The 10927-nt window shown below is 75.8% G+C and carries 11 protein-coding genes; 8 read left to right on the top strand and 3 right to left on the bottom strand.

The window, feature by feature from the left end:
* Positions 1-116: 116 nt before the first annotated feature.
* Complete coding sequence (locus tag ACZ38L_RS17920; protein WP_465694102.1) at positions 117-1526, bottom strand: DUF1015 family protein; 1410 nt, start codon at positions 1524-1526, stop codon at positions 117-119.
* 83 nt (positions 1527-1609) lie between these two features.
* Between ACZ38L_RS17920 and ACZ38L_RS17915 the strand changes: the two genes are divergently transcribed.
* Positions 1610-2176, top strand: a complete 567-nt coding sequence (locus tag ACZ38L_RS17915) for a tetratricopeptide repeat protein (protein ID WP_465694101.1) — start codon at positions 1610-1612, stop codon at positions 2174-2176.
* Entirely contained in the window at positions 2173-3195 is a 1023-nt protein-coding gene (locus ACZ38L_RS17910; protein ID WP_465694100.1) for an HAD-IIA family hydrolase, read from the top strand. Before ACZ38L_RS17915 ends, ACZ38L_RS17910 begins: the two co-directional genes overlap by 4 nt.
* A 12-nt stretch (positions 3196-3207) precedes the next feature.
* On the opposite strand, the gene ACZ38L_RS17905 is transcribed toward ACZ38L_RS17910, so the two are convergent.
* Positions 3208-3555: a sterol-binding protein gene (locus tag ACZ38L_RS17905; RefSeq protein WP_465694099.1), complete on the bottom strand. Its 348-nt coding sequence runs from the start codon at positions 3553-3555 to the stop codon at positions 3208-3210.
* 162 nt (positions 3556-3717) lie between these two features.
* Between ACZ38L_RS17905 and ACZ38L_RS17900 the strand changes: the two genes are divergently transcribed.
* The 4 genes from ACZ38L_RS17900 to ACZ38L_RS17885 all read left to right on the top strand — a co-directional run bounded on the left by ACZ38L_RS17900 (position 3718) and on the right by ACZ38L_RS17885 (position 6720).
* Positions 3718-4635 carry a hypothetical protein gene (locus ACZ38L_RS17900; protein WP_465694098.1) on the top strand — a complete coding sequence of 306 codons (918 nt, stop codon included), beginning with the start codon at positions 3718-3720 and terminating at the stop codon, positions 4633-4635.
* Positions 4628-4903 (top strand): hypothetical protein, encoded by a 276-nt coding sequence (locus tag ACZ38L_RS17895; protein WP_465694097.1) that lies wholly within the window; start codon positions 4628-4630, stop codon positions 4901-4903. Before ACZ38L_RS17900 ends, ACZ38L_RS17895 begins: the two co-directional genes overlap by 8 nt.
* 20 nt (positions 4904-4923) lie before the next feature.
* Positions 4924-5730: a TlyA family RNA methyltransferase gene (locus ACZ38L_RS17890; RefSeq protein WP_465694108.1), complete on the top strand. Its 807-nt coding sequence runs from the start codon at positions 4924-4926 to the stop codon at positions 5728-5730.
* 87 nt (positions 5731-5817) lie between these two features.
* Positions 5818-6720: an NAD kinase gene (locus ACZ38L_RS17885; RefSeq protein WP_396564351.1), complete on the top strand. Its 903-nt coding sequence runs from the start codon at positions 5818-5820 to the stop codon at positions 6718-6720.
* A 21-nt stretch (positions 6721-6741) separates the two neighbouring features.
* Here ACZ38L_RS17885 and yczR read toward each other — a convergent pair whose 3' ends face one another.
* Positions 6742-8247 (bottom strand): MocR-like transcription factor YczR, encoded by a 1506-nt coding sequence (yczR, locus tag ACZ38L_RS17880; protein ID WP_465694107.1) that lies wholly within the window; start codon positions 8245-8247, stop codon positions 6742-6744.
* 97 nt (positions 8248-8344) lie between these two features.
* Between yczR and yczE the strand changes: the two genes are divergently transcribed.
* A complete protein-coding gene (yczE, locus tag ACZ38L_RS17875) occupies positions 8345-8995 on the top strand; it encodes a membrane protein YczE (protein WP_465694096.1) in 651 nt (216 codons plus the stop codon).
* A gap of 75 nt (positions 8996-9070) precedes the next feature.
* The gene (recN, locus tag ACZ38L_RS17870; RefSeq protein ID WP_465694106.1) at positions 9071-10804 is read left to right on the top strand and encodes a DNA repair protein RecN; all 1734 of its coding nucleotides are present in this window, start codon (positions 9071-9073) and stop codon (positions 10802-10804) included.
* Positions 10805-10927: the final 123 nt, after the last annotated feature.

Genomic DNA, 10927 nt, shown 5'->3' with positions numbered 1-10927 from the left:
TGAGACAACCGCCCCCGACTGCTACCCCCCCCCCCCCCCCCCCCCTCCCCCCCCCCCCACCCCCCCCCCCCCCCCCCCCCCCCCCCCCCCGGGCCTCGGTCGTCGTGTCGGCCCGGTCAGCCCAGTTCGAGGCTCCGCAGGACCAGGCCGCTGGCCGGCTTGGGCCCGAACGAGGTGGACTTGCGTGGCATCGTGACGCCCTGCTCGGCGAGCCGGCGGACCACCGCCTCGTCGACCGGGTGCAGCAGTACGGCGGTGCCGCCGGTCCGTGCGGCCTCGCGCTCGGCGGCCGCCGCCGCGTGCAGGTAGCCGATGTCGTCGGGCCCGTCGGGGACCCGCCAGACGTGTTCCAGCAGGGTGGCGTGCAGCACGGTGGCGTCCAGCCGGCGCCACTCCTCCGGCTTGTCCTTGGGGACGGTGGCGTTGAGCAGCGCGTCGTCGGGGCCGGTCAGCAGGTGGTACTCGCCGTCGCCGGCGGTCAGCACGAAGGCGTTGCCGCCGGCCTTCTTCGCCTCGGCGAGCGCGGCGAGGGCCGCCGTGAGCGGGCCGGCCAGTCGCTCGACCCGCCAGCCGCCCTCGGCGGGCTCCGGCGTACCGTCCGGTCCGTCCGCCCGGCCCAGCGCGGCCAGCGCCGAGGCGAGCGGCAGCCGGTACAGCACGCGGTGGATCGCCCGTACCCGCAGCGGGTAGCGCGCGGTGTCGACCAGCAGCACCATGCCGCGGTCCCAGGGGCTGAACGGCAGGTGCCGGTGCTCGCGCTGCAACCGCAGGTACATCTCCCAGCGGTGGTGCCCGTCCGCGATCAGCGCCCGGCAGGTGGCCAGGTCGCGGCTCACCTCGGCCAGCTCGGCCGGGTCGGTGACCGCCCACAGCCTGTGCCGGGTGCCGTCCGAGGTGGTGGTGACGAGCAGCGGCTCGCGCCGCACGGTCCGCTCGATGACGGCGGCCGCGCCGCCCTTGCCGCGGTAGGTGAGCAGCAGCGGCTCCAGGTTGGCCCGGGTCGTCCGCATCAGACCGACCCGGTCGGCGACCGGTCGCGGCATCACGTCCTCGTGCGGCAGCACCACGCCGGCCTCCGGGCCGCTGACCGCCAGCGCGCCGATCAGGCCGCGCTGCAGCAGTTCGCCGGACGGGCCACCCTCGTGGGTCCGCTGCTCGTAGACGTAGAGCGCCGGCCGCAGGTCCGGTGCCAGTACGCCCTCCCGCAGCCAGCTCCGGAGTAGCCGGGCGGCGTGCCGGTAGCGGGTGTCCCGGTCGGGACGCTCGCCGGTGTCCTCCGGCTCGGGGCGAGGCAGGATCAGCCGGACCACGTTGTGCGGATCGGCGGTCTCCAGGTCGAGCCTGCGGTGCGGGTCGACCACGTCGTAGGGGGGCGAGGTGACCGCGGCGAGCGTGCCGACCCGTTCGGGGACGTACCGCAGGCCGCGGAAGGGCGACAGGGAGAGCCCTGCGGTGGCGACGTGTCCGGGATCGCCGGGGCCGCCGGGCGAAGACGGGGCTCCGCTTTCTGCACTGGGTGCGCTCATTCTGGGCATGGTAATCGGGAATGTCGTTGTTCCCAGATCTTGAGTCCGGATCGGTGGGATGGCTGAGCGGGAGCGAGGAAGGCATGAGCGAGGGGCAGGGATCCCGGTCCGGCGGCCCGGGCGAGCGGCCGCCGGTGGCCGGCGGCGAGGCCGGGGAGCCGGTGGGCGACGTGTACGAGTGGTTCCGGCGCGGGGAGCGGCTGCTGGCCGAGGGGCATCCGGCCGCCGCGGAGCAGCTGCTGGCCCGGGCGGCGGCGGCCGAGCCGCACTCCCGGAGCATCCGCGAGACGCTGGCCCGGGCCCAGTACGACGCCGGTTCGTACGCGGCCGCGCTGGAGAACTTCCGGGCCGTCGCGCTGGCCGATCCGTCCGACGACTACGCTCAGTTCGGCTGGGGGATCGCGGCGGCCCGCGCGGGCGACTTCGAGACCTCGGCCGAGCACCTGGCGCTGGCGGTGGCGATGCGGCCGGAGGCCGAGCACTACCGGGCCGCGCTGCGGCAGACCCGGGCGACGTTGGCCGCCCGGGCCGGGCGGTACGGGCCGCTGCTGCCCGGTGCGCCGGGCTACCTGCCGCCGCAGGCCGCCGGCCCCGGGCACGGGTCGCCGCACCGGCCCGACCAGTCGAACGACGAGGAAGATCAGGAATGACGGACACCCAGCTCCCCGGGCACAGCGAGCTTCCGCTGGTGGCGGCCTACGACACCGCGCTGCTCGACCTCGACGGGGTCGTCTACGCCGGCGCCTCGGCCGTCGACCACGCGGTGGAGGCGCTGGCGGAGGCCCGGGCGCGCTCGATGCGGCTGGCCTACGTGACCAACAACGCCTCCCGGCCGCCGCGGGTGGTCGCCGAGCACCTCACCGAGCTGGGTGTCCCGGCCGCGCCCGAGGACGTGATCACCTCGGCCCAGGCGGCCGCCCGGCTGCTCGCCGACAAGCTGCCGGCCGGGTCGAAGGTGCTGGTGGTCGGGGGTGCCGGGCTGGACGAGGCGTTGGCCGAGCGCGGGCTGGTCGCGGTCCGCTCGCTGGATGACGGCCCGGCCGCGGTGGTGCAGGGCTTCGACCCGTCGGTGGGCTGGGCGCAGCTGGCCGAGGCTTCGTACGCGGTGGCCCGCGGGCTGCCCTGGGTGGCCTCCAACACCGACCTGTCGATCCCGACCGCGCGTGGTGTGGCGCCGGGCAACGGGACGCTGGTGGCCGCGGTGCGGACGGCGACCGGGGCGGAGCCGGAGGTGGCCGGCAAGCCGCTGACCCCGATGCACCGGGAGACCGTGCTGCGGACCGGTGCGAAGCGGCCGCTGGTGGTCGGTGACCGGCTGGACACCGACATCGAGGGCGCCTTCAACGGCGGCGTGGACAGCCTGCTGGTCTTCACCGGGGTCACCACGCCCGCGCTGCTGCTGGCCGCGCCGGTGCCGCACCGGCCCACCTACCTGGCCGCCGACCTGCGCGGCCTGCTGGAGCCGCACCCGGTGGTGACGGCGCTGCCGGACGGCGGTCACGAGTGCCGGGGGTGGCAGGCCCGGGTGGCGGACGGCGAGCTGCGGCTGGCCGGCGGGGGCGAGCGCTACGACGGACTGCGGGCGCTGTGCGCGGCGGCCTGGGCGGCGTACGACCGGGGCGGCGAGTCGGTGGACGGCCGGAAGGCGCTGGACGAGCTGGGGTTCTGAGCCCGGAGCCGGTCAGAGCAGGGTGCGCAGGCGCAGCAGGTCGCGGAAGCCCGCCTCCAGCCGGAGCCGGCCGCCCGCCCAGGCCGAGGCGAAGTTGAGCCGGCCGCCGACCAGCGCGACGAGGTCGTCGCTGGTCATCGCGAGCCGGATCTCGGCCCGGTGAGCGGGGGCGCCGGGGGCCTCGTCGAGGTCCTGGATCCGGCCTTCGCGCAGCACGCCGGTGAAGGTCAGGTCGAGGTCGGTCAGCCAGCAGCTGAGGCTGCGGTCCAGCGCGGCGGCTGTCCGCACCTTGCCGTCCGCACCGGACATGTTCCGGCTGAGCTGCTCCAGCGCCGCGCGGCACTCCTCGGTGTCGGCCATCGTTCCTCGTCCACTTCCTGTTGCGGCGGTCTCGCTCGGGCCACCGTACCGCCTGCTCGGTCGGGCGTACGGGGCCGCATTCTCCGCCGGTGGTAAGGCGGCGGTCCGGGAGGAGGGGGTAGCGTCGTTTCCGGGCAACGACGGCGGCAAGGAGGCAACCCGATGCGGGACATGCTGCGGGAGTACGTGGGGTTCGCGGCCGGACTCGCGGAACAGGCCGGCAGGCGGGTGGTCGGCACGGCCTCCGGGCTGCTGGAACGGGCCGGGATCGACCTCGCGGCGGCCGAGCGCGCGGTCCGCGAGCAGCTGCCGCCGGAGCTGCGGGAGCAGGTCGAGAAGCAGCTGACGGCGTTGCAGACCAGGGCCGGGGAGTTGGTCACGGTCGGCCGGGGCGGGGTGGACCTGGTGGTCGGGCTGGCCCGCTCGGAGGCCGAGCAGACCCTGGAGCGGGTGGGCAGGCTCGGCGACCAGGTGGTCAAGGTCGGCGTGGTGCTCGGTTATCTGGAGCAGAAGCTGCGCGATCTGGAGGGCGAGAAGGAGGCCGGACCCGCCGGGGACGGGCAACCGGCAGCCCGGCCGGCGCCCCGGAGCGCGGGGCGGGCGCAGGACCTGTTCGCCGAGGACTGGCAGCCGGAGGAGGACCGCGCGGCGGAGCCGGAGCAGGAGGAGTACGAGGATCGGCTGGCGGACCCGCTGGCGGTGGCGGAGGACTCGGCGGCCGTCGCGGAGTTCCTGCGGGAGGCCGCGCGGGAACCCGAGGTCAGGGCGGCGCCCGGGGCGGAGCGGGTCTCCGTCGGGAAGGCCCCGGCGCGGAAGAGCACGGCGAGGAAGGCCCCGGCGAGGAAGAGTACGGCCGAGCAGGCTCCCGCGAAGCGGACCGCGGCGAAGGCGGCGGCCGGGAAGGAACCGGCGGCGAAGAAGATCGCCGCGCGGAAGAGCGTCGCGAAGAAGGCAGTAGAGAAGAAGAGCGCCGAGAAGAAGGTCGCCGTGAAGAAGACGGCGACGGCTGCGAAGCAGGGCACGCCGCGCAAGGCCGCGGCGAAGCGCACCCCCGCGGCGGGCGGGGGCGGCGATGTCTGAGGCCCCGGACCTCCCGTTCGACGGCACCGACCCGGCCGGGGCCGGTGAACCGGCCGGCGCGCGCTGGGAGGCGGAGCCGCAGCCGCTGGGCGTGGAGTTCACGCCGACCGGCCACCCCGAGGTGGACGCGGTGCTCGGCCGGTTGCCCGCCCTCGACGGGGTCCCGGCCTCCGGTCACGCGGCGGTGTACGAAGATGTCCACCGGAGCCTGACCGCGACGCTGACCGCGCTCGACGGGCCGGACCCGCAGGACGACCCACCCCGCTAGGAGATGGAACACCCGTGGCAGTGGCACGACGCCGACTCGACGCAGAGCTGGTCCGACGCAACCTGGCCCGCTCCCGCGAGCACGCCAGCGAGCTGATCGCGGCCGGCCGGGTGACCGTGGGGGGCACCACCGCGACCAAGCCGGCGACCCAGGTGGAGACCTCGGCCGCGCTGGTGGTCGCCAAGGACGAGAACGACCCGGACTACGTCTCCCGGGGCGGCCACAAGCTGGCCGGCGCGTTCGCCGCCTTCGTCCCGCAGGGCCTGCGGGTCGAGGGCCGCCGGGCGCTCGACGCCGGGGCCTCCACCGGGGGTTTCACCGACGTGCTGCTGCGGGCCGGCGCGGCCGGCGTGCTCGCGGTGGACGTCGGCTACGGGCAGCTCGCCTGGTCGCTGCAGAGTGACGAGCGGGTCACCGTGATGGACCGGACCAACGTCCGTGAGCTGACCCTGGAGCAGATCGGCGGGGAGCCGGTCGACCTGGTGGTCGGAGACCTCTCCTTCATCTCGCTGGGCCTGGTACTGCCCGCGCTGGCCCGCTGCGCCGCCGAGGACGCCGACCTGGTGCTGATGGTCAAGCCGCAGTTCGAGATCGGCAAGGAGCGCCTGGGCAGCGGCGGGGTGGTCCGCAGCTCGCAGCTGCGCGCCGAGATGATCTGTCAGGTGGCCCAGAGCGCTTGGGAGTTGGGCCTCGGCGTGCGGTCCGTGACGGCCAGCCCGCTGCCCGGTCCTTCGGGTAATGTCGAGTACTTCCTGTGGTTGCGCCGGGACGCCGGCCAGCTCGATCCGGCCGAGGCGGACCGGGCGGTGGCGGAGGGCCCCCGATAGGCTGCCGACCAGGTGCGTCGAACGAGCCGGTCCCGCGTGCGGGCCGCCACCGGACCAAGGGCGATCCGGTAGACGTAGGGAGAGGGCATGAGCGAGGAACGTACGGTCTTCCTGATCGCGCACACCGGCCGGGAGGCCGCGCTGCGCAGCGTCGAACAGCTGGTCCAGGGGCTGCTGAAGGCGGGGATCAGGATCAGACTGCTGGCCGCCGAGGCGGTCGACCTCGATCTGCCCGACGGGGTGCAGACCGTGCAGGCCGGGCATGGCGCGGCGGACGGCTGTGAGCTGATCCTGGTGGCCGGCGGGGACGGCACGCTGTTGCGCGGGGCCGAGTTGGCGCGCGACACCGGCCTGCCGATGCTCGGCATCAACCTGGGGCGGGTCGGGTTCCTGGCCGAGGCCGAGCGGGACGACCTGGCCGTGGTGGTCGAGCGGGTGGTGGACGGCGCGTACGAGGTCGAGGAGCGGATGACCCTGGACGTCCTGGTCCGCACCAACGGCGACGTGGTGCACGAGGACTGGGCGTTGAACGAGGCCTCGGTCGAGAAGGCCGTCCGGGAGCGGATGTTGGAGGTGGTGACCGAGGTGGACGGCCGCCCGGTCTCCAACTTCGGCTGCGACGGGGTGGTGCTCTCCACGCCCACCGGTTCGACGGCGTACGCGTTCTCCGGCGGCGGCCCGGTGGTCTGGCCGGAGGTCGAGGCGCTGCTGATGGTGCCGATCAGCGCGCACGCGCTGTTCGCCCGCCCGCTGGTGACCTCGCCGGCCTCGGTGCTGGCGGTGGAGGTGCAGCCGAAGACGCCGCACGGGGTGCTCTGGTGCGACGGGCGGCGGTCGTTCGAACTGCCGGCCGGGGCACGGGTGGAGGTGCGCCGGGGGCGGGTTCCGGTGCGGCTGGCGAGGCTGCACCGGGCGCCGTTCACCGACCGGCTGGTGGCGAAGTTCGCGCTGCCGGTGACGGGTTGGCGCGGCCGCTCGGGCACCTGCTGACGGTCCGCGGGCCCGGCGGGCTCAGACGGCCAGCGGCGGCAGCGCGGCCGGTCCACCCCGGTAGCCGGCCCGGATCGCGGCGGCCGTCGCGGCCAGCCGGTCCACCGCGGTGCCGGCGGCCGGGCCGGGCACGGTGAACGGGATCCGGACGTACCCCTCGAAGGCGCCGTCCACCCCGAACCGCGCGCCGGCCGCGATCCGCAGCCCGGACCGCTCGCCGGCCTCGGCCAGCGCGGTGCCGGAGAGGCCGCCGGTGTCGAGCCAGAGCGTCAGCCCGCCGACCGGCTCGGCGAACCGCCAGCCGGGCAGCCGCTCGCGCAGCGCCGTGCCGAGCGCACTGGCGCTCTCCCGAAGCCGGGCCAGCTGGTGCTCGCGCACCTCGCCGAGCCGCTCGCCGATCAGCTCGGTGGCGATCAGCTGGTCCAGCACCGGGGTCCCGACGTCGGTGTAGACCCGGTCGGCGGCCAACCGGCGGACCAGCGCGGGTGCGGCCCGCACCCAGCCGACCCGCAGTCCGCCCCAGAGCAGCTTGGCGGCCGAGCCGACCGTGACCACCTGGGCGGTCCGGTCCAGCGCGGCCATCGGCCGGGGCAGCCCGGCGTCCGGCAGGCCCCAGCCCAGTTCGGCCATGGTCTCGTCGACCAGCAGCAGCGTCCCCGCGGTGCGGGCGGCGGCCAGCAGCTCGCGACGCTGCTCCTCGGGGATCAGCGCGCCGGTCGGGTTGTGGAAGTCGGGGATCAGGTACGCCAGCCGGGGCGTCGCGCCCTGCAGCACCCGGCGCCACTCGGACAGGTCCCAGTGCGGTGGCCGGGACGGGTGGGCGGTGGACCGGGCCATCGGCACCGGAACCAGCCGGGCCCCGCCGAGCCGCAGCCCCTGCAGGGTGTGCGCGTAGCTGGGCGCCTCCACCGCGACCCGGTCGCCGCGCCCGACCAGCGCCCGCTGCACCAGGTGCAGCGCGCCCATCGCGCCGGTGGTGACCAGGATCTGGTCCGGTGTGGTGGCCAGGCCGCGCGCGGTGAAGCGGCGGGCCAGCGCCTCGCGCAGCACCGGCAGGCCGGTCGGGTAGTGCCCGTGGCCGCGGGTGTAGGCGGGCAGTCGCTCGACCGCCCGGGCGGCGGCCTCGCCGAGGAACGGCTGCGGGGCGGGCAGCGCGGCGACGCCGAGGTCGAGGATCCGGCCCGCCTGGTCCGGCGGCACCGGGTGCAGCGCGTCGCTGGGCGGGTCGCTGCCCTCGGGCAGCGTGGTCCAGCTGCCCGAGCCGCGCCGGCTGCGCAGGTAGCCCTCGGCGCGCAGGGTGTCGTAGGCGGTGGCGATGGTGGTCCGGCTGAGCGTGAGGGCGCCGGCGAGCTCGCGTTCGGCGGGCAGCCGGGCGCCGACCGGAAGGCGGCCCTCGGAGATCAGCAGCCGGATCTGGCCGGCCAGCGCCCGGTAGGCGGGCCGGTGGCCGGGGGGATCCGGCAGTCGGGCCGAGCCCAGCAGGCGGGCGAGTGCGGGTGGGGTGACGGAACTCTGCCAGTCGGCCACGGTGAACCAGTCCACTTGGATCGAATTGGATCTGGAGACAAGCCTAGTGGACTGCGGATGCTGAGCGGGTTAGTGCCACTCGAACCAGGAGTAGCTGATGGCCACCTTGACCCTGACCGCCGTCCGGACCCTGACCGCCGTCCGCGCGGACCGCCTCGCCCGCCGGCTCGGCCAACTCGCCGTGGGCCTGACCCTGTACGGGTCGAGCCTGGCGCTGATGGTCCGGGCCGACCTCGGGGTGGGGCCCTGGGACGTGCTGAACCAGGGGCTGACCCGGCACCTCGGCCTGAGCATGGGGGCCTGGGTGACCGTCGTCGGCGCCCTGGTGCTGTTCTTCTGGATACCGCTGCGCCAGCGTCCCGGCGTCGGCACCGTCGCCAACGTGCTCACCCTGGGCGTGGCGATGGACCTCACCCTCGCCCTGCTGCCCGCCCCGCACGCCCTGCTGCCGAGGCTGGCCCTGCTCGCCACCGGGGTGCTGCTGAACGGGCTGGCCACCGGCCTCTACATCGGCGCCCGGCTGGGCCCGGGACCGCGCGACGGCCTGATGACCGGGCTGCACCGGCGCACCGGCCGTTCGGTCCGGCTGATCCGCACCTGCATCGAGGTGACCGTGCTGGTGATCGGGGTGCTGCTGGGCGGCGACGCGGGGCTCGGCACGGTCGCGTACGCACTGGCGATCGGCCCGCTGGCACAGTTCTTCCTGCCGCGTTGCACGGTTCCGGGAACAGAGACCCGGATCGAATGAACTTCTGCCTCCGGGCCCGGCACTCGTCGCGCGCTGGGGGTGGGGTCTCGTAAGGTCGTCTCCGTGTTGGACGAGATGCGGATACGGGATCTTGGTGTCATCGACGACGCGGTGGTGGAGCTGGCCCCCGGCTTCACCGTCGTGACCGGTGAGACCGGGGCGGGCAAGACCATGGTGGTGACCAGCCTCGGCCTGCTGCTCGGCGGCCGGGCCGACCCGGCGCTGGTCCGCGGCGGCGCCGACCGGGCCGTGGTCGAGGGCCGACTGGAGCTGCCGGCCGACTCCCCGGTGGCGGCCCGCGCCGTGGAGGCCGGCGCCGAGCTGGACGAGGGCGCGCTGCTGATCAGCCGGACGGTCTCGGCCGAGGGCCGCTCCCGGGCACACGTCGGTGGCCGGTCGGTCCCGGTGGGGCTGCTCACCGAGCTGGGCGAGGACCTGATCGCGGTGCACGGCCAGACCGACCAGCAGCGCCTGCTCCGCCCGTCCCGCCAGCGCGGCGCGCTGGACCGGTACGCGGGCGAGGCGCTGGCCGAGCCGCTGGCCCGCTACCGCGCGGTCTACCGCCGGCTGCGCGAGGTCTCGGCGGCGCTGGCCGAGCTGACCACGCAGGCGCGCGAGCGGGCCCAGGAGGCCGACCTGCTGCGCTTCGGCCTGGAGGAGGTGGCCGCCGCCGAGCCGGTGGCCGGCGAGGAGACCGAGCTGGCCGCCGAGGCCGAGCGGCTCGGTCACGCCGACGCGCTCTCCTCGGCCGCCGTGCTGGCGCACGCCGCGCTGGCCGGTGACCCGGCCGACCCGGACCTGGTGGACGCCGGCACCCTGCTCGGCCAGGCCCGCCGGGCGCTGGACGCGGTCCGCGGCCACGACGAGCGGCTGGCCGCCCTCGCCGACCGGCTGGCCGAGGCCGGCTACCTGCTCGCCGACGTGGCGGGCGACCTCGCGGGCTACGCGGACGACCTGGACGCCGACCCGGTCCGGCTGGCCGCGGTCGAGGAGCGCCGCGCGGTGCTGGCCGGACTGCTGCGCAAGTACGGTTCGGTGGAGGGCGGCACGACCGAGGTGATCGCCTGGGCCGAGGCCGCGGCGGCCCGGCTGGCCGAACTCGACGGCGACGACGAGCGGATCGACGAGCTGGGTGCCGAGGAGACCGAGCTGCGCACCGAGCTGGCCGAGCTGGCCGCCGAGGTCTCGGCCGCCCGGCGGGCCGCCGCCGGCCGCTTCGCCGAGGCGGTCTCGGCCGAGCTCACCGAGCTGGCCATGCCGCACGCCCGGGTGACCTTCGACCTCAGCCGGCTCGACGACCCGGCCGGCCTGGAGCTGGACGGCCGGACCGTGGCCTACGGCCCGCACGGCGTGGACGAGGTGGAGGTCCTGCTCGCCCCGCACCCGGGCGCGGCGCCGCGGCCGATCGCCAAGGGCGCCTCCGGTGGTGAGCTCTCCCGGGTGATGCTCGCGGTGGAGGTGGTCTTCGCCGGGGCGGACCCGGTGCCCACCTACCTGTTCGACGAGGTGGACGCCGGCGTCGGCGGCAAGGCGGCGGTGGAGATCGGCCGCCGGCTGGCCAAGCTGGCGCAGAGCGCCCAGGTCGTGGTGGTCACCCACCTCCCGCAGGTGGCGGCCTTCGCCGACCGGCACCTGGTGGTGGAGAAGCGCAGCGACGGCACGGTCACCCGCAGCGGCGTCAAGGCGCTGAGCGACGAGGAGCGGGTCCGCGAGCTGTCCCGGATGCTGGCCGGACTGGAGGACTCCGAACTGGGCCGCGCGCACGCCGAGGAACTGCTCGCCGCCGCCCGCGCCCCTCGGCGGCGGTAGCGCCGGCTCGTCGGGCGCCGCCTGGGGCGCCGACTGTCCAAGAGACCCGCCGACCTGGCATCGTGGCGGGCGGAACCTGGTCATCCAGTCCCGAGCGCCGACCGCGGGAGCGACCCCGTGGCG

It is taken from the genome of Kitasatospora sp. NPDC024654 (genome assembly GCF_055559155.1).
Note: the sequence above shows the minus strand (reverse complement) of the source record. Positions and strands in the feature narration are given on the sequence as shown.

What these genes read in the sequence shown, in the direction of transcription:
- ACZ38L_RS17905 (WP_465694099.1), bottom strand. Translation starts at nt 3,555, where the DNA reads ATGGCCGACACCGAGGAGTGCCGCGCGGCGCTGGAGCAGCTCAGCCGG.
- yczE (WP_465694096.1), top strand. Translation starts at nt 8,345, where the DNA reads ATGGCCACCTTGACCCTGACCGCCGTCCGGACCCTGACCGCCGTCCGC.
- ACZ38L_RS17885 (WP_396564351.1), top strand. Translation starts at nt 5,818, where the DNA reads ATGAGCGAGGAACGTACGGTCTTCCTGATCGCGCACACCGGCCGGGAG.
- ACZ38L_RS17895 (WP_465694097.1), top strand. Translation starts at nt 4,628, where the DNA reads ATGTCTGAGGCCCCGGACCTCCCGTTCGACGGCACCGACCCGGCCGGG.
- recN (WP_465694106.1), top strand. Translation starts at nt 9,071, where the DNA reads ATGCGGATACGGGATCTTGGTGTCATCGACGACGCGGTGGTGGAGCTG.
- ACZ38L_RS17900 (WP_465694098.1), top strand. Translation starts at nt 3,718, where the DNA reads ATGCGGGACATGCTGCGGGAGTACGTGGGGTTCGCGGCCGGACTCGCG.
- ACZ38L_RS17910 (WP_465694100.1), top strand. Translation starts at nt 2,173, where the DNA reads ATGACGGACACCCAGCTCCCCGGGCACAGCGAGCTTCCGCTGGTGGCG.
- ACZ38L_RS17920 (WP_465694102.1), bottom strand. Translation starts at nt 1,526, where the DNA reads ATGAGCGCACCCAGTGCAGAAAGCGGAGCCCCGTCTTCGCCCGGCGGC.
- ACZ38L_RS17915 (WP_465694101.1), top strand. Translation starts at nt 1,610, where the DNA reads ATGAGCGAGGGGCAGGGATCCCGGTCCGGCGGCCCGGGCGAGCGGCCG.